Source organism: Chitinophaga sp. LS1 (assembly GCF_034274695.1).
Taxonomy (GTDB): Bacteria; Bacteroidota; Bacteroidia; order Chitinophagales; family Chitinophagaceae; genus Chitinophaga.
On record NZ_CP128362.1, the window covers coordinates 8421185 to 8440254 of the forward strand.

15 protein-coding genes and 1 tRNA gene are annotated in these 19070 nt (G+C 41.9%); 3 read left to right on the forward strand and 13 right to left on the reverse strand.

Annotated elements, in window-relative coordinates:
* Positions 1-20 precede the first annotated feature (20 nt).
* The 5 genes from QQL36_RS34515 to QQL36_RS34535 form a co-directional block, all read right to left on the reverse strand.
* Positions 21-1586, reverse strand: a complete 1566-nt coding sequence (locus tag QQL36_RS34515) for a T9SS type A sorting domain-containing protein (RefSeq protein ID WP_321568361.1) — start codon at positions 1584-1586, stop codon at positions 21-23.
* A 16-nt stretch (positions 1587-1602) separates the two neighbouring features.
* Positions 1603-3933, reverse strand: coding sequence for a hypothetical protein (locus tag QQL36_RS34520; RefSeq protein ID WP_321568362.1), 2331 nt, complete (start codon positions 3931-3933; stop codon positions 1603-1605).
* 86 nt (positions 3934-4019) lie between these two features.
* On the reverse strand, positions 4020-5879 hold the full coding sequence (locus QQL36_RS34525; protein ID WP_321568363.1) for a hypothetical protein: 1860 nt from the start codon (positions 5877-5879) through the stop codon (positions 4020-4022).
* 848 nt (positions 5880-6727) lie between these two features.
* Complete coding sequence (locus QQL36_RS34530) at positions 6728-7021, reverse strand: hypothetical protein (protein ID WP_083729788.1); 294 nt, start codon at positions 7019-7021, stop codon at positions 6728-6730.
* Between the two features lie 191 nt (positions 7022-7212).
* Positions 7213-9744, reverse strand: a complete 2532-nt coding sequence (locus QQL36_RS34535) for an ATP-dependent Clp protease ATP-binding subunit (protein WP_083729789.1) — start codon at positions 9742-9744, stop codon at positions 7213-7215.
* Between the two features lie 196 nt (positions 9745-9940).
* Between QQL36_RS34535 and QQL36_RS34540 the strand changes: the two genes are divergently transcribed.
* Positions 9941-10315, forward strand: a complete 375-nt coding sequence (locus tag QQL36_RS34540) for an STAS domain-containing protein (RefSeq protein WP_321568364.1) — start codon at positions 9941-9943, stop codon at positions 10313-10315.
* 100 nt (positions 10316-10415) lie between these two features.
* Positions 10416-11324: a ribonuclease Z gene (locus tag QQL36_RS34545; RefSeq protein ID WP_321568365.1), complete on the forward strand. Its 909-nt coding sequence runs from the start codon at positions 10416-10418 to the stop codon at positions 11322-11324.
* 99 nt (positions 11325-11423) lie between these two features.
* Here QQL36_RS34545 and dapA read toward each other — a convergent pair whose 3' ends face one another.
* Together dapA and QQL36_RS34555 are read right to left on the reverse strand one after the other, a co-directional pair.
* The gene (gene dapA, locus QQL36_RS34550) at positions 11424-12302 is read right to left on the reverse strand and encodes a 4-hydroxy-tetrahydrodipicolinate synthase (protein ID WP_321568366.1); all 879 of its coding nucleotides are present in this window, start codon (positions 12300-12302) and stop codon (positions 11424-11426) included.
* A gap of 122 nt (positions 12303-12424) precedes the next feature.
* Positions 12425-13378, reverse strand: a complete 954-nt coding sequence (locus QQL36_RS34555) for an acetyl-CoA carboxylase carboxyltransferase subunit alpha (protein WP_083729792.1) — start codon at positions 13376-13378, stop codon at positions 12425-12427.
* Between the two features lie 174 nt (positions 13379-13552).
* On the opposite strand from QQL36_RS34555, the gene QQL36_RS34560 reads away from it, so the two are divergent.
* Positions 13553-13626 (forward strand) — tRNA-Asp (locus tag QQL36_RS34560).
* A gap of 304 nt (positions 13627-13930) precedes the next feature.
* On the opposite strand, the gene QQL36_RS34565 is transcribed toward QQL36_RS34560, so the two are convergent.
* The 6 genes from QQL36_RS34565 to QQL36_RS34590 form a co-directional block, all read right to left on the reverse strand.
* Entirely contained in the window at positions 13931-14179 is a 249-nt protein-coding gene (locus tag QQL36_RS34565) for a hypothetical protein (RefSeq protein WP_083730065.1), read from the reverse strand.
* 171 nt (positions 14180-14350) lie between these two features.
* On the reverse strand, positions 14351-14818 hold the full coding sequence (locus tag QQL36_RS34570; protein ID WP_083730064.1) for a hypothetical protein: 468 nt from the start codon (positions 14816-14818) through the stop codon (positions 14351-14353).
* A gap of 2 nt (positions 14819-14820) precedes the next feature.
* Entirely contained in the window at positions 14821-17022 is a 2202-nt protein-coding gene (locus tag QQL36_RS34575; RefSeq protein WP_083730074.1) for a peptidase domain-containing ABC transporter, read from the reverse strand.
* Between the two features lie 18 nt (positions 17023-17040).
* The gene (locus QQL36_RS34580; RefSeq protein ID WP_321568367.1) at positions 17041-18336 is read right to left on the reverse strand and encodes a radical SAM/SPASM domain-containing protein; all 1296 of its coding nucleotides are present in this window, start codon (positions 18334-18336) and stop codon (positions 17041-17043) included.
* A gap of 136 nt (positions 18337-18472) precedes the next feature.
* A complete protein-coding gene (locus QQL36_RS34585) occupies positions 18473-18697 on the reverse strand; it encodes a hypothetical protein (RefSeq protein WP_083730062.1) in 225 nt (74 codons plus the stop codon).
* 26 nt (positions 18698-18723) lie between these two features.
* Entirely contained in the window at positions 18724-18966 is a 243-nt protein-coding gene (locus QQL36_RS34590; RefSeq protein WP_143709148.1) for a hypothetical protein, read from the reverse strand.
* Positions 18967-19070: the final 104 nt, after the last annotated feature.

The window sequence follows — 19070 nt, forward strand, 5'->3', positions numbered from 1 at the left end:
ATTCATTTTCGGTTGTCTTATCAATGATCTATCACTATTACTTTGCAGGTATACACTTCTTTCATTGTGTCTTTTTGTTTCAGCACGAGGAAGTAAGTACCAGCTGGCAAGTTGTGTACTTCCACATCTCCGGTTCCTGTAATCTCCTGCCTACGCATCACCTGACCCCATACATCGTACAATTGCATTATCAACGTAGTCTTGATACCTCTTACTTTGATCTTGAAATCGCCCCAGTTCGGGTTCGGGTAAACGGTTACATCCACCAGCGGTCCGACTTCTCTTACATCAGAGTAGACGTACTTGCCGGTTTTTGATACTGCCTTAATGCGATAATAGCTCCATCCATCGTAGTCATTTGTATCCTGGTAATAGTAACTCAATTTAGTTGTGCTGTTTCCATTAGGCGCTTTCGTGGCGACGGTGCCTACCTTAGTAAAGGTTTCTTCGTTATCCAGTCTGCGCTCTACTTCAAACACATTCATGTTAGTCTCTCTGCTGGTGATCCAAACCAGATCTACCAATGAGATACTTACACGGTAAGCGTTGAAGTCAATAATTGTAGCTGGTGAATAGCTATTGGAAAAGTTGGTCTTTTTAGCAAAATAAGCATTCAGGCCAATGCCCCCGAAACCGCGGGAATGCATGGTAGCTGATGATACCATGGTCTGAGAAGTCAACGTACCAGTGCTCATGTTGTCATTCACACTGTAACGATGTTCCCACTCACTGTCCTTGAATAAAGAGATATAACTCTCATCCCTGTTTATATTATATTCATCGCCCTCATTACTATCCATATGCTGCAGGGTTACAGCTGTTTTGCCGGTACCACCCAACTCCTCTCCTATGTTCCATGTTTTGTACACAACAGTGTCATAGATGGAAGTTCCGGAACTGGCATATTGATATACACTGTCAAATACACGTGCATGAAAATCTTCTGCATCTCCTTCATACTGCACAGCAGCTGGTGCATAATTGCTGGCAGAGCTACCTATCGGGAATACCACCTGTCCGGCACTGCTGGCTAGTTTGGAACGATACAGGAATCCACCGCTGGAGGAAGTACCTGTTACCACAAAACGCCGGTCTGAATAACCAGTGATAGATCCCGCAGAGGTATCGCCGACCATGAGGTTCTGTCCGTTCAGGAATACGAGCCCGTTAGATAAGCTAAGGGTATTTCTGATCTTCAGGTCATTGAGGGTATAAAAGATAACACCATCCGGGTTATTGATATCTACGTTGGGAAAACTCGCACCAATCTTTGCAGCCACATTGAATCCGCCGGAAATAGTCTGCTGTCCGCTACTACCTGCAAAACTAAAAATGCCCCCGGTGCCTTTGAGGCCGGAGGTACTTTCGTCTTTGAGAGAAGCGTTAAAGCCATTCGTCCATACTTTACCATAAAAATAAAGGTTAGCATTGGGGCTCGATCCTAATGCCCCCTCATTCGTTATGTTACCAAATACCCCGACGTTACCAAAATTCCATACCTGCGCACCGGTAGAGATGTAAGTCTCCTGCCCATAGCTGAGATGGAACGTAACGCAAAAAAGTATTATGGAGAATAAGAACTTCATTATTAACTTTTGTTTGTTAGTAGCCTTGGTTTGAACCTTTATACAACACTACCCAATAAGAACCTGTACTTTGTATCGCGGCTGAAATACGTTCGTCCAGTGTCATCGTTGTATTATTGCCCAAACTGCCAATAAATTCACTGCTGCTTGGTTTTACATATAACTTACCGGAACCGGAACTGGTGACAGTATTGGAAAATACATATATTCTGCCCGGGCAGGTAGCTGCTGATGGCAGGTTGGCTGTTACCGAAGCTATATTCCCATAATTGGAGCTTAACCTTGCTACCATATAATAAGTCTCATCCAGGTTCACCGTAACTGCTGTAGAAGGGTTATCATAACTGGCAACGGCTGTAGCAAAGGAACCATTCACGTGCAGTGTACTGGTAGGTGTGGTTGTTTTGATCCCCACATGGCTACTGGCATCCACACGCATTACTTCGGTACTATTCGTCTTTACCACCAGTGCTTTACTATCAGTAGTACCAATGAAGTTAGTCCCTGCTGTAGTGCCGCTGTTACCAGTCGTAGACCAGGTACCGCTACCACCTGAACTTCCGGAAACTGTCGTAGGCGTCCAACTGGTACCATCATATACAAGGTACTGTCCGGAAGTAGGTGCAGTAGCTGCTACTGCTGTACTTTGCAATTGGTTTGCATTCCAGATAGAAGAAGTATTATTTGCTTTGATAGCTCCGCTGGTGAGACTGAGTGTAGTTGCGTCATAACCCAGGGTAGCAATGTCACCGCTGGTGCTGTTACGCCCTAATATATTATCAGGAGTACCGGTGCTACCAGTCAGGCGCATCGTTCCTCTTACATCCAAAGTTTGTGCAGGAGTTACACCAGCCATGTTGATACCTACTTTCTTTGACTGCATGCGCATCATCTCAGTATAAGATGAATCTGCATAGTAGTAACTTCTGAACAGAATAGGCTCATCCCCATCATCACCGATGATGAATTCAAAACCCCCACCATTGTTACTGCCGGTAGAACCCAATTCAAAGAAATCAGTACCGGCAGCAGATCCTTTAAGGCGGAAGTTGCCGTCAGTGGTAGTATAGAATTTAGGTTTATAAAACTGAACAGAGGAAGGTACATCGAACTGCAGGGCAGATTTCATCAAGGTGACACTTTCATCACTATCTGTATAGCTAGGGTAATTCTGTACCAGTCCTAAAGTAGCACGGCGGCCAAACTCAAGGAAAGAGGTGTTGTTAGATTTGATCACCATCTTCACATCATTGGTTGTACCAAGGAAATGAGTACTGGAATTTACATTGGAGTTACCGGTAATTAACCAGTTATTGGCAGCTGCATTTTGAGTGACTACCACATCACCGTTGGCATTCACCGCAAGGGTATTGGCCATTGAACTTTGTAAAGTGGCAGCTCCCAGACCAGTCAGTCTTAATCCTGACAAACCAGAAGCAGCGGTCGTACCACCTACTTCCAAAGTATTGGCAGGCGTTGTGCTGATGCCTACTCCCAGGTTAGTACCAATCAAACCATTGCCACTGATAGAGAAACTGGCAGTCTGTGTGCCGGTAGATATATTTTGAATATAGTTACCAGATCCTGAAGGAATATCTGCAGCTACCAGTGCACGGAAAGAAGGTGTACCTGCCGTGCCGTTTGGAGCAGCAAATACAGTGTTAGCTGCCTGTGAATTAAATGTGCCAGACAATGTACCGGTAGATGTAACAGGGCTACCACTAACTGTAAATATTGAAGAAGGTAATGACAAGGCAACAGAAGTAACAGAGCCAACTGCTTTAGGTAGCCATGTGCTGGTAGCAGCACTCCATGTCAGCACATCCTGATCGGCTGGTGCAGTAGTGGCAATGTTGCGGCCCTGTAACTGGGACGCATTCCATAAATTAGAAGTATTCAAAGCTGAGATAACTCCTGCACCAGATAAACTGATACCCGTGCCAGCACTGAACGCCGCTCTTGCTCTCGCGTCAGTATAATAAAGATTGACAGATTCTGAAATATTGGCGGTGGTTAAGCTAACAACTGGACCAGTTTGTCCATTTACAGATGAAATTGCAGATGTTTCGTCTATGAGTTTATTCCATACTCCGTTTTTACGGATGTATAATAATTTATCAGGAACATAGTATATAATCATACCATCAGGAGCAGTATTCAGCGGAGCGATGGTATAGTCGGAAATTCTTGGGAGTAATAAGCCTTGTTTGTCACTATTCAGATCCAGCAGCGCAGACTTCTCAATTGAAGTGGGATTTTTCCCCAACTTCAATTGCTGGGCACCTACATATGCTGATGGTAGAATAAGCAGGCACAAAAGCACAAGCCGGTTTGGGAAAGTTATCATAGGTATTAATTGGTTTCACGAATACAGGCACACAAAAGGAATAAACAGGAGCAGCAGATACTGCTCCTGTTATAAAATCTTATCCCTTATTTCTTGATGATATACCAGTTAGTACCGTCAGTTTGTACGGTAATGAATGTCCAGTCGTTGTAAATAACATAGCTGGAGCCACCTTCGATACTGTTAGCTCCTGGCATGATAGTAACTGCTTTGTCGATATCACCACCAATCTTCTTGATAGTGTAGATACGACCTACGATAGTAGCAGCAGGCGCAGGCAGCGTAATAGTGAAAGCACCCGCACTGGCATCTGCCAGGATGGTGTTGTCACTACCTGTTACAGTGTAAGTAGCAGTAACAGGCTTGATAGCCATTGATACGGAACCATTTACTGTCAGTGTAGAGTTAGCAACAGTATTCTGACCGATTGCTACGCTATCAGTGTAAGATTTGCTACCAGCGAAAGACTGTCTGCCTGTAGAAACCACACCTCGTTGAACTGCAGTGTGACTAGCATCAACGGCACTTGCATCAGGCAGGTTGAAAGTAACTGTCTTGGCAGTACCGTCAGCTACGATATTGAAGTCTGTACCAGCAACATCTGATTTCAGTTCTACATCACTACCAGCGGTAGAAGTAGCACCGGTTTTGATCAGTGTGATGGCATTTGCGATAGCGTCGAAGGAGAAGGATTTTGCTTCAACTGCTTTAGTAGTGGCATTTTGTACCAATACATTCAGTGAATTAGTCTCAGTGTTTGCAGCAACAGTGTTCATCGTTACAGTACCACCTAATGTAGTAGTACCACCTACAGATGCATTACCGGAGGTCAATGTTAAGTTGCCGGTAGTCACAGCTACGTTACCGCTGGTTACGTCTACACCATTATTCAGCGTAGCTTTACCAGTTACATCCAGTGTATTACCCAGGGTAGTCGCACCAGTTACACCCAAAGTGTTGCCCAGAGTAGTCGCACCGGTTACACCTAAAGTGCTGTTCAGGGTAGTTGCACCATTTACAGTGACAGTACCAGTGAAGGTTTTAGCACCTGCAAAAGACTGCGCGCCTGTGGTCACGATACCATTTCTGTCAGTAGATGCTTCGATCAGAGATAGTTCGTATTGTTTGTTGGTAGAATTATAAGTGATCATGGCACCTTTGGTAGCATCAAAAGTAGTAGCTGCTGCAGTGATCAGATTCGCTACAGTAAGGCTGTTACCAGCTGCCAGGTTGTTCAGGGTAGTCCAGTCTGCCAGGGTCATGAAACCATAAGACTTAGTGGAGGTACCATCCATGATAGGCGCATTGATAGTCACCTGGCCATCGGTTGCCTGGGTGGTGTTCATAGTAAGAACAGATGCATCAACATTTGTCAGCAGACTTTTGAAAGCATAAGCTGGCAAAGATTTTTTCACGATTGTACCATCTGCCTGAATGATCAATACATCCAGTGCAGCATCGGTAGTAGTAGCGGCAACCTGTTTCAATTGTACATTACCGTTGGTTTGTACACTGATTGCTTCAGTTGCATTTGCACGGATGGAGAGCGGCTGTGCATCGGAAGTTCCGAGGTAGTTAGTAGTTGGATTGGTACCTGCGTTACCAGTCAGACCCCAGTTTGCAAGTGCATCAGCGGCGCTGGCGATTTTCACCCATGCACCTGCTTTACGCATATACACACCGTTATCAGCTGCAACAGTGCTGTTCAGGTATACGATCATACCGTCTACAGCATCAGAACCGATCGCTGTATTGATGGTAGTAAAATCGCTCAGCCTTGGCAGTAACAGACCTTGTTTGGTACTGCTAAGCTCCAGGATCGCAGACTTGGTAATCTGTGAAGGATTATCACCAATTTTCATCTGTGCGTTTGCCGCAGTAGCTGCCAGGGTGATACCACCAGCCAATAAGAGTTTGCGTGAAACGTTGTGTAAAACTGTTTTCATATTAGTATAGGGATAGATAGATTTTAAATTTTTTATTTATCCGTTTTCCTTTTTATTAAATAATGTGTGTGTGTGTACCTGGCATACCACTGTACTGTTGCACAGATTGGAACTCTGCAAGGCATATGTTAAGGCTTTCAAATAAAAAACGGTTAAAAGAGGCAAAATGTAATGTCCACTGTCTTTGTGCTGTTCACGAACCTGAATGAATAGAAAAGTCTCTACGATTCCTATAGCGCAAATATCTAATATTAGTAATATTATTAAAATGACATGAACGTATCATTTTAATTTTAAATAGGTATCATATAAACAATTGATTATCATTATTAAAAATGAACATGTAAATATATCTTGCAAAAACCAGCACATGGAAGAGCCCGAATGGGGGGAAATGGGGGCAACTAGTGGGAAGATTATAACACCTACGTGTTATACTAATTCAGTTTTTAGTTCATTTTAGCTATTTTTAAGGCTATTTTAAGGCAAAATAATATCAATATCCGATTCGGCATACCACTTTTGTAGAAATGCAACTACAGGATAATTCATAAAAAAAGCGGGGGTATTATTAAAAAGATATTCACTTTTTATTTTCGGGGTGGATGGCCTTTTTTTCCCAGGTTCTCTGGATTAGGATAGTATTCGCCATTTTGGTAGCTACATTTCACTGGATGAGGAGGCGAACAGCGAACAATATGTGGGAAAAGGCGGTTTTACGGCGAATATGGTCCATTAATTTGTTAAGGCGACTAATTATTAATTATTCCACCACAGCAGCATGAAAATAAGAAGGGATGTATAATAAGTAACAGGAAGGCCATAAGAATTTCATGTACGAAAATTCTCTAGATTGCACAGTCGAAATGGTTGATCGTATCTACTGCCCATCTGAGCGCAAGGTCTTCATCTTCATCCAATATATATTGCTTTGCCACAAGGTCTTTCTCTCTATACGATGGATCTTCGGTTCTATTCTTCAGTTGATTGCTCCTTTCTTCATCTTCTTCTATCTCTTCTTCACCGGGTCTTTCGTTTACCTCCCGGGTGCTGGTATCAACAGCTACCCGATCTCCCGGTAAAATAAGGGCTGTATCATTTACAGTCGCAGTGGTAGTGTTTTTTTTCTCCCGGGATGGCATGCCATCATCCCCAAAAAACCTGATAAAAAAACTAGTTTCCTCATTTCACAAACATATGTTAAAATATAAAATTAGTCCTTTTATTCACACAAAAGGGGTAGAAAATCACCCATATACGCATAAAAAAACTCCCGGGAAATAATCCCGGGAGCCTTTATTGGAAAACATTTCTATCAACTATGGCTTTGTAATTAAGCCTCTGATTTTTCAGATTTGATATTTCTTGAGTTCTTTAAAGTAAAGATCAGTTTCTGATTTTCCTTATCAAGATCAGCAATCAATACATCTCCGTTGTGAATATTCATATTCAGGATCTCTTCTGCTAAAGGATCTTCCAGGTATTTCTGGATCGCCCTGTGTAGCGGACGGGCACCAAACTGTTGGTCGTAGCCTTTTTCCGCCAGGAATCCTTTCGCTTCTTCCGTCAGTTCCAGGCTAAAGCCAAGGTTTTCCAGACGTTTCAGCACACTCTGCATAGTAATATCTATGATTGTATAGATATGCTCTTTGCTCAGTGAATTGAATATGATCACATCATCAATACGGTTGAGGAACTCAGGAGAGAAGGTACGTTTCAGTGCTTTTTCAATTACTGATTTTGTATTCTCTTCTTCGCTGTTGGATTTCGCATTTGTAGAGAAACCTACACCTGCTCCGAAATCTTTCAGCTGACGAACCCCAATGTTGGAGGTCATAATGATCAATGTATTCTTGAAGTCTACCTTACGGCCAAGGCCATCGGTGAGGATACCATCGTCCAGCACCTGCAGCAGGATATTGTAAATATCCGGATGTGCCTTTTCGATTTCGTCCAGCAGGATTACAGAGTATGGTTTACGGCGAACTTTTTCAGTCAGCTGACCACCTTCTTCATAACCTACATATCCCGGAGGCGCACCAATCAGGCGGCTTACAGAGAATTTCTCCATGTATTCACTCATATCTATACGGATCAGAGAATCTTCTGAATCGAACATATAGCGTGCGAGTGACTTAGCCAGCTCAGTTTTACCAACCCCTGTAGGACCGAGGAAGATGAAAGTACCAATTGGTTTCTTTGGATCTTTCAGACCTACGCGGTTACGCTGAATAGCTTTTGTTACTTTGGAAATGGCTTCGTCCTGACCAACTACTGCACCTTTCAGGTCTTCACCCATCCGACGCAGTTTTTCAGTTTCGGCCTGTACCATACGTTTAACAGGGATACCTGTCATCATGCTCACCACTTCGGCGATCGCTTCTTCATCGATTGGGTAGCGTTTGTGTTTCACTTCTTCTTCCCAAACGGCTTTCGCTTTCTCAAGGTCCTCGCCTAGTTTCTTTTCCGTATCGCGTAGTGCTGCTGCTTCTTCAAAGCGTTGACTCTTCACGACTTTATTCTTTTCCTGCTTGATATCTTCGATCTGTTTTTCCAGATCCAGGATGTTCTGCGGAACGTTGATGTTCTTGAGGTGTACACGGGCGCCTACTTCATCCAGTACATCGATCGCCTTATCTGGCAATAAACGGTCTGTCATGTAGCGATCGCTCAGTTTTACGCACGCCTGAATTGCATCATCAGAATAGCTTACGTTGTGATACTCTTCATATCTTGGTTTGATATTGTTGAGGATCTGTATTGTTTCCTCCACGGTTGGAGGGTCTACCATTACTTTCTGGAAACGGCGGTCGAGTGCACCATCTTTCTCGATGTACATGCGATACTCATCCAGGGTGGATGCACCGATGCACTGGAGTTCTCCACGGGCGAGGGCTGGTTTGAAGATATTGGAAGCATCCAGGGAACCTGAAGCACCACCTGCACCAACGATCGTGTGAATTTCATCAATGAACAGGATCACATCTCTGTTTTTCTCCAGTTCATTCATGATGGCTTTCATCCTTTCTTCAAACTGGCCACGGTATTTTGTACCGGCTACCAGTGCGGCGAGATCGAGGCTTACAACACGTTTGTCAAACAATACGCGTGATACCTTACGCTGCACGATGCGCAGTGCCAGGCCCTCTACGATAGCGGTTTTACCCACTCCCGGTTCACCGATCAGGATCGGATTATTCTTTTTACGGCGGGATAATATCTGCGATACACGCTCAATTTCCGCTTCGCGACCTACAATCGGGTCAAGGCTGCCACTCTCGGCCAGCTTGGTAATATCCCGGCCGAAATTATCCAGCACAGGCGTTTTAGACTTCGTATTTGTCTGTTTGGCCTTAGAGGCAAAACTCTTGCGTTCATCTTCAAATTCTTCCTCTCCTGGATCGTCAAATTCTGCTTTAGGGTCAGAAGACTTTACGAAGCCCAGCTCGTTTTTAAAAGTGTCGTAATCCACGTCAAACTGTTGTAAGATTTGTGTACAAACGTTTTCTTTATTCTTGAGGATAGAAAGCATTAAGTGTTCCGTTTCTACGGTAGGACTTTTCAGTGCCTTTGCTTCTAGCACCGTAACACGGATTACTTTCTCTGCCTGCCTTGTAAGCGGGAGGCTATTGATATTGGCTATATTCTTTCCTGTCTTGTCTTTTACGGCCAATTCAACCTCCTTACGTAGTTCATAAAGGTCTACATTCAAGGCCTGCAGAATTTTAACAGCTGTCCCTTCCCCCTCTCGGATAATGCCAAGCAGCAGGTGTTCTGTGCCGATGAAATCATTCCCCAAGCGTAGAGCTTCCTCTCTGCTAAACGAAATGATCTCCTTTACTTGCGGTGAAAAATTCTGGTCCATTGTGAGAATATTAAATTATTAAAACCCTTACCGGGACTTGCTTATACAATATTAGCAAATAATTTTGATTTACCTTTACCCTAACACTTTAATAGTATAAAGATCATTGAGAAGGGCAGAGCAGTAAGAAGAAGGCTGTTATTGGGCAGGATTCCGATTACTATTTACTAAACTTATAAAACAAAAATCTTACCGAATGGAATTCAAAATTGATACCAAAGAAAAAATTCTTATTATACAACCGCAAATAAGTTTGCTGGATGCTAATTTGGCAGACGCTTTTGTAAAAGAAGTATCAGATCTACCAGGTTTGGAAGGCCGCAATCTTATACTGGATATGGCATTGGTGTCAAATATGGAGGAAGCTGGGTTGAAAGCCATTTTAACAGTCTACTACCAGCAGTATGACAGCGGTCTGTCCTGCGCCCTCACCGGACTAAACAGTAGTCTTTTAGCACAAATTAAAGCTGCCGATGAAAATGTTGTAAACCTTGCCCCTACTATGTTAGAAGCCATCGACCTCGTCATGATGGAAGACCTGGAAAGGGAATTATTGGGTGAAGATGAATAATTTTTTGTGTGCCGCCCTCAGTGCACGCATATAGTTCCGGAATGTGGAAAATGGTTCCATATTCCGGAATTTTTCATTTTATAAATACGTATTTTCGGGCATGTTTGCGGTAACCATACTAGGTAATAATTCGGCTCTTCCCACGTTAGACAGGCATCCAACGGCACAGGTAGTCACATGTAACGATATTTTGCTACTCGTAGACTGTGGCGAAGGCACACAAGTGCAGATTGCACGCTATAAAATCCGGCGTAGCCGGCTCAAGTACATCTTTATCAGTCACTTACACGGCGATCACTATTTTGGTCTCATTGGCCTCATCAATACCCTGAGTCTGCTGGGACGCCAGGATCCACTTTACCTATTCGGCCCTCCTGAATTGGAACAAATCCTCAAACTCCAGATGGAGTGTGCGGCTACGACTTTGCAGTTTCAAATGCATTTCACCCCCTTAACAGAAGAAAATCAAGGCGTTATCGTAAACGATAAGGACCTGCAGGTAAGCTATTTTGCGACCAGGCACCGGATTCCCTGCTATGGTTTTGTGTTTGATATGCAAAAACGGAAACGGCGGATTATACCCGAACAGGCAAGGGCATATGAAATTCCTGCAGCCTTTTTCTCTCAGTTGGCCGAAGGAGCTGATTATCAGCGAAAAGATGGCTTGCTGGTAAAAAATGACTGGGTCACCCTCCCTCCTGCCCCGGGCAAAAAGTACGTCTATTGTGCAGATACAAAGTATACGGAGGAATTATTGCCATATATCTATCAGGCAGATCTCGTGTATCACGAAACTACTTATTTACATAACCTGGCAGAAAGAGCGATAGAAAGATATCACAGCACAAGTGTGCAGGCAGCGACATTAGCGGCGAAAGGTGAGGCTAAAAGATTGATTATCGGGCATTTTTCATCTAAGTATACAGAATTGACTCCTTTTCTGGAGGAATGTAAACCAGTGTTTCCGAATACAGATCTGTCGCTGGAAGGGGCTACATACATTATTTAGAAAATTCCTGGTGGCGCTGAAAAGGCCCGCTACAAATTATATCCAGTTATATCCAGAAAAAAAGCTTTTGCCTGAGGCAAAAGCTTTTTTCTTTATTTTTTATTTGAATGTCTTTGCAAAAGCAGCAATTCTCGCCTGCAATCCATCGCTTACACGTATTACCGGCAAACGGAACACATTTTCAATCAAACCACCCTCATGTAAAAACGCTTTCACGCCCGCAGGGTTGTTTTCTTCAAACATGAGATCAAAGGCTTCCTGCAATTTATAATGCAACGTTCTTGCTGTAGGGAAATCGTTCCGGAGGGCAGCACGTACCATATCAGCGGTATCTTTTGCAAAATAATTGGCTGCTACAGAGATCAAACCGTCCATACCAGTTGCGATCTGTGGCATAGCCAGGGCATCATCCCCGCTCATCACGATGAAATCTTTCGGTTTGTCCCGGATAATCTGCATACACTGTACCATATCACCGCTGGCTTCCTTCATGGCCACGATGTTTTCCACCTCATGTGCCAGGCGCAGGGTGGTCTGAGCGGTCATATTACGGCCGGTACGACCAGGTACATTGTAGAGAATAACTGGCTTTGGCGCAGCTGCCGCTACGGCCTTATAGTGCTGGAAGATACCTTCCTGACTTGGTTTGCTGTAATAAGGAGCTACGCTGAGTATGGCAAGGGCTTCATCGAGCGGACAGGTTTCGAGACGCTTGACTACATCACGGGTGTTATAGTCTCCAATACCCACCACCACAGGTACGCGCTTCGCTACTTTTTCGAAGGTGAACTTCATAATGTCCAACTTCTCTTCTGCACTCAGTGTAGGTGTTTCACCGGTTGTCCCCAGGGATACTACATAGTCAACCCCGCCGGCAATCACATGATCGATGACTCTCTCTAAAGCATTCCAGTCGATGCTTTCGTCTTTTTTAAAGGGCGTAACCAGCGCAACGCCGGTGCCTCTTAATTGTTCCATATTACGTAAAAATTCCGGATAAGAAATTCCAAATTGCCCTCTCTGGATCACCCTTCAAGAGGTGAAAATCCTGAAAGGAGGTGCAAAGATGACAATTTGAAATGGTTTATATCAAATTATTTTTAGTGTTCGTCAAAAAAGCCCATGTTGCTGTACTTGTCAATACGCTGCTCGATTCTGGTGTCAGCATCGAACTTCTTCAGTTCGGCCAAAGTTTCTTTGATCTTTTGTTTCAGGATCACCGCCATTTCATCAGGGTTTACGTGCGCGCCACCCAGCGGTTCATTGATAACACCATCAACGAGACCAAAGTTCTTCATATGATCAGAGGTCAGTTTCAGCTCTTCGGCAGCTTTTTCCTTGAAGTTCCAGCTACGCCAGAGGATGGTAGAGCAGTTTTCAGGAGAAATTACGGTATACCAGCTGTTTTCCAGCATCAGCACACGATCTCCGATACCGATGCCAAGGGCACCACCGGAAGCACCTTCCCCGATAATGATACAGATAACTGGTACACGCAGCTTCACCATTTCAAATATATTGCGGGCAATTGCCTCACCCTGACCACGTTCTTCGGCTTCCAGACCTGGGTAAGCACCCGGGGTATCTATGAGCGTTACGATAGGCTTGTTGAACTTTTCTGCCAGTTTCATGAGACGCAATGCCTTGCGATAGCCTTCAGGATTAGCCATACCAAAGTTGCGGATCTGGCGCATTTTGGTATTTACCCCCTTCTGCTGACCGATAAACATCACTGTTTCGCCATCCAGGTTGGCGAAACCGCCTACCATCGCCTTATCGTCCTTTACATTCCTGTCGCCATGCAGCTCCACAAAGTTGGTACACATCTTCTCAATGTACGCCAGGGTATAGGGCCTATCCGGGTGCCTGCTAAGCAGTACCTTTTGGTAACTGGTCAGATGATCATAGATTTCCTGACGGGTATGAGCGATCTTAGACTCATATTCCACCACGGTAGCTGTCACGTCAACACCAGACTTGGCGCCATTCTCTTTCAGTTTTTCCAGCTGATCATACAAGTCCGCAATAGGTTTTTCGAATTCCAGGAATTGCATATTTATGTTATAAATTGGTTAAAGTACGGTGTAAAGATAACGGCTTAAATATTTTTTAAAAAAGATTTGCAAAATTGGTTGGTTTGTCGCTATCTTTGCAATCCCAAAACGGGAAACACAACAGTGTTAAACGAAGGGAAAAGGATCAGTTTCCTTCGAACTAAAAAGGGAGAAGGATCAGTAGTTCAGTTGGTTAGAATGCCGCCCTGTCACGGCGGAGGTCGCGGGTTCGAGTCCCGTCTGGTCCGCTAAGAGGGACTGATTATCGAAAAGATGATCGGTCCCTTTTTCGTTTTTACTCGTATTACCCACCTGTTGGGCAATACGGATAAAAATATAGTTAACTTTGGGAGTTCGAAATGTCTCATTTTGTCGGTCATAGATAATTCCGTCGGGGAATATGAGAGTTTGAAGCTTTTCCTTTGCACCTGTGTTACTGGAACGCCATACCATAGCGAGATTGGAAGAAAGAGATATGGCTTGGTTGATTACTTCTTCCGGGTTCGAAATACTTCCGGTGCATTTTTCCAGGTTGGTGGAAATAAGATTCCGCTACTTACTATACCGGGAATAAAACTTATCGAACGTCTCCTGCCCTATTTCTTTTAATACATACCTACTTTCCTCCAAGCCGTCGATCTTGTTATCAACCTCCTTTAATTGAGCGGTTAATATTTTCTGTTGTTCTATGTTTTCCCTGTTCATTTCATAATACTCCTCTAGAAGTACCTTTCTAAGGAATTCTATCTGATTATCATCAAAACAGAATTGACTTAATAACTGCTCAAATAGTTCATGCATCCTTTTGGCGCTTTTATTGCACTTACAGCCATCTTTTCGGCATTTATAATACCACAGTGATTTTGCTTTGACTACATAACCTGTAAATGGCTGGTTGCAGGTATCACATTTAATGAGACACTGTACACTGTCCGTTACCGACTACAACATAACCTCGTAAAAATATTTACCCTATGATAAAGTGAATATGCTCTTAAATAGCATGTCAAATAATGACTGTTTCTGAATTGCTATTTCTAAAGTCCCTATCATCCCCACTTTTACATCAACTAAATTGTGTCGTTTTCTAAATAAGATAAGAGGAACATTAAATTCAGTAAAGGTAACACCTGCCACATCTCCATTAATAGTCTGTTTTGATTCCATATTTAAACTGAGCCTTGCAGGCTGTCCAGCTTTTATATTTTTTGATATGGCAGTATTCAATGATAATATCATAAATGAAGTGTCAGATGGAAATGGTAAAATAGTAATAGGTATATTGGCAGTCTCATGCACTTTAAGGGTGTTTAGTAAAATAAACAATCCAAAAATAAGTCCTCCAATGCCCAAACCGCCCCAGACCAATAATCCTTTAGGAGGATTATGGATAATTTCCTGTGCTTCTTCAGATCTTACTTTATATTTATTGGGTTCCATATTTAACTACCTAATTCAAGTTGGTTTTTTACCAGTTCAAAATACTTATACTTGTTCTTCACAAGCCGATCATGATTCCCTGTTTCTACAATATGACCATTTTCCAATACAATGATCTGATCTGCATTTCTTACCGTACTCAAGCGATGAGCAATGATTACCACAGTTTTACCTTTTAGAAATTCATTCAAATTTTCCATGATCACTCGTTCATTGTTAGTATCAAGATTGCTGGTAGCTTCATCAAAGAAAATGTAATGAGGGTTTTTATATACAGCTCGTGCAATCAGGATTCGTTGCTTTTGCCCTCCGCTAATCCCGAGACCAGAGGCTCCTATCTTCGTAGTATAGGCTAGTGGCAGCCCCTCAATAAACGGCATTAGATTGGCAGTTACCACTGCTTTTTCCATTAATTGATCATCGATCTCTTCACCATTCATTGCTATATTTCCAGCTATAGTATCATAAAAGATATATCCTTCCTGCATCACGGTACCACACTGTCCTCGCCAGAGACCAGGCGATAATGTATGAAGAGGGCTTTCTCCAATCATAATTTCGCCCTTCACTGGTTTATAAAATCCTAAAAGCAATTTTAACAGTGTTGTTTTTCCACTGCCACTCGTACCTACAATAGCTGTTATTCTCCCTTTTGGAATGACCATTGAAATATCTTTAAGTACAAATGGAGAATTAGGACCTTCATATTGAAAGGACAGATGGTCAATAATGATATCCCTGTGAAGATCACGCTCTCGTTGGAATTGATCAGAATGGCTTTCCTCATCTTCTTTATTAAAAATCTCCTGCAATCTATCTATACTGAGTCGTGCATCCTGTGAGGCTTTAATAAAGCTAACCAATTGTTCTATAGGTCCGTTAATCTGTCCGGTGATATATGAAATACTAAGCAGCACCCCCAGACTGATATCTCCTTTTATGACATAGCTGGCAGCAAGGAAGGATACAACAATATTTTTAATTGTATTGATGAAGATAAAGCCCGATTGTTGATACTGTTCTAGTGCGAGAGCCTTTATACCCAGGTTAAAATTTTTCACCTGCAACTGCTCCCACTCATTACGTTTATTGGCTTCGCTTCCAAACAATTTTATTTCCTGCATGCCAATAATTGTTTCATAAAGCTTATCCTGATTTTCTCTACTGGTAGCAAACCGCTTATAGTCCAACTGTTCTCTTTTTTTCTGAAAAAGAAATATCCACCCTACACTAATTACACTTAGGATCGCAAAGATGGAAAAGATCAGGCAACTGAAATAAGCAAGAATAGCGGTAAAGAGGAGCATATTTATCAAAGAAAATATGGACGTTAATACCGTTCCTGTTAAGAAGTTTTCTATTCTATGATGGTCGTTTATCCTTTGAGATAGATCTCCAACAGCCTTCGTTTCAAAAAACTTTAACGGCAGCCTAAGTAACTTTGATAGGAAATCGGATATGATATGCAGGCTGATCCTCGCGTTAATATGTAATAATAACCAACTTCGGATAAAGTCAATGACAGTACTCCCAATAAACAAAAATAATTGAGAGAGCAATACAAGGTAAACTAATGAGATGTTCTTTCTGCTTACTCCTTCATCAATCAATAACCGGGTTAGGAAAGGAAAAGAAAGAGAAATAAGACTAGCCCCCAGCATTGCTCCTATTAACAATACAATATGCTTCTTAAAAGGAGATAAATAATTTAGTAAAAAACCATATCCCAATCTTTTTTCTCTGACTTCACGGGCCAATCTAAATTCAGAGGATGGTTCTAATAAAAGAATGGTTCCTTTATTGTCAAATGTTGATATCCAGGATCTATGTATTTTTTCTTCATCGAGCGCTACTATTCCAAATGCAGGATCAGCGACGATAAAATAAATTTTCTTTGTTAATAAAGCCTTTTTAATACCATACAAAACAACAAAATGGTTTTGATCCCAATGCAGTATGGCCGGAAATGGACAATCGTTTACAAGCAGATCCATATCTACATATGCCATCTGCGTACGAAATCCGATACTTTCAGCAGCCTCACTGATACTTAAAAGACTAACTCCTTCTCTACTAATAAAACATCTCTCACGCAAATAGTCAAGGGGGTACAACTTCCCATAAAAACGCGCGATCATTTTTAAACAGGTAGGCCCACAATCTATTGAGTCATGCTGGCGGTAAAAGAATCTTTTTCTCCCCATGTTAAACATAGTGTTATTTTATGCGTAAACTATTGCTTCCAGGAACCTTTCAATGACCATCTGTTTCTTTTTATCTTCATCAAAATCATATACACAATAATCAATCCCCTCATGCTCAATTGCTTGTTGTGAACACCCTCCATTACATATAGGCATGATCTTACATTCAAGACATGGCTTATTCTTAAATTTACTACTCATGCGTTTTTCATATTTGGGGTTCCAGAGGATCTTACCATCATCAGATAAAATACCTTCACTATTATTAGTTGTAAAATCCCTTGCAGTGCATTTAAATACCTCCCCATTATAATTGATAGTAGCATGGTTTCTATGATCACCATAGCAGGATCCCAAAACGGTATCATGTGACGCAGTATCTACCTTAAATCCTTTTTCCCGATAATACCAGCGGGCATCTCTTAAATCCTGGTCGTCTATGTTTTCCAGCTCCTGCCAAACTTTATGTATATCAAAGGAAAGATAACTTCTGTCGGTTTCATTTAATTCTTCAAAGTCCGTTAAAATATCATTTAAGCCAGGCAGCGTTTCTGGTGAGCAGTTAATCCTTACCAGTACTGTCAATTGATTTTTCAATAAGAGTTTGATGTTTGATACTATTGCATCATAAGATCCCTTGCCTTCAGATATAAACCTAACTTTATCATGTCTTTCCCGATGTCCGTCAAGCGTGATCTGAAAAAAGGAAAGATTGTTACTTTTAGCCTGATCGGCTATCTCCTGGTTGATAAGTAAAGCATTAGTAGTCATGGATGAAGTGAACATAACACCTTTATCTGTGCACAGTGTTTTGACCTTTTCCAAAAGCGGGGCTACTACTTTTTTAAAATATAGCAAAGGTTCACCTCCAAACCATGAAATGGATAGTTCTTTAAGGTTAGGCATTTGTTCTAGTATGGCCGACACAAACCGAAGTGTATTAAGCTTTGTATCTTCATCCATCTTTGAATCTTTGATATGGGTTTCATAACAATACCAACACTTAAAATTACAGTTCATGGTAGGATTAATATGGAGCTCAAACAGGGTATCATTATTATCAACCTGGTTAACTATATTTTTCACCTGTTCTATCTCATCCAAATCGTCATTGACAATAAACCCCTTTTCAATTAGAAAGTTATAGAATGTTGGATGTACTTCGTCTAGCTCCGTGAAATCAGCTTTTTTGACAGAAGCCTCATACATCGCTACTAACATTGGATCAAGTATTATATATTCTCTGGTGAATGAATTGAATCCAATGGTCTGTTGATCATACTCAAAAAAAAAATTATAACGACTAACTTTCATAATTTCATCATTAATGGCATAAAGAGATATCTGTCCGCATTGTGAGTGCAGATAGAAAATTTTATTTTTTATGGAATATATTAATACAGGAGGCTGGTAGTAGTTTGGGTTTTACGAACTATGCTAAACGATCAGATTAGCAGCTCTTAGAGTTGTTACAACCTTGTTTGTTCGTGGTATCTGTACAATCAGTGCCGTTTGTGCAAGTATAGTTAGTACCTGTGCAAGTACCCGTATTATTGCAGGTATTGGACGCTTCAAATGTGCTGAACCCACCTCTGATAGAACCGAATCCACCGGTGATAGTACCCTCTGAATTGGTATTGATGCTTTTGATAAATGATGAAATGCTCTTTTTCATTTTTAGTAGTTTAATTAATTAAATAATCATGAACAGGTAACTTTGTTTGTGCAAACAGATACTCCACTACCCACATTTGTAGAGGAACAAGTGTTGGAATTAGTACATGCACTATTTACGCCCTCAGTGCAGGAAGTTGAGTTGGTACATGATACATTACTTGATGCAGCCAGGCTTGCACCACCTTTGATAGCCCCAAAACCACCAGAGATCCTTCCATCAGTAGCGGCGTTTAATTGAGACATTAGGGATTTGATGCTTTTCTTCATATTTTTTTCAATTAACTAACAATCACCTAAATTTGTACAAGTTTGAAAATTGCTTGTGTCTTCACATCCCAAATAATTTGTGCAATCGGAATTAGTATTTGAAC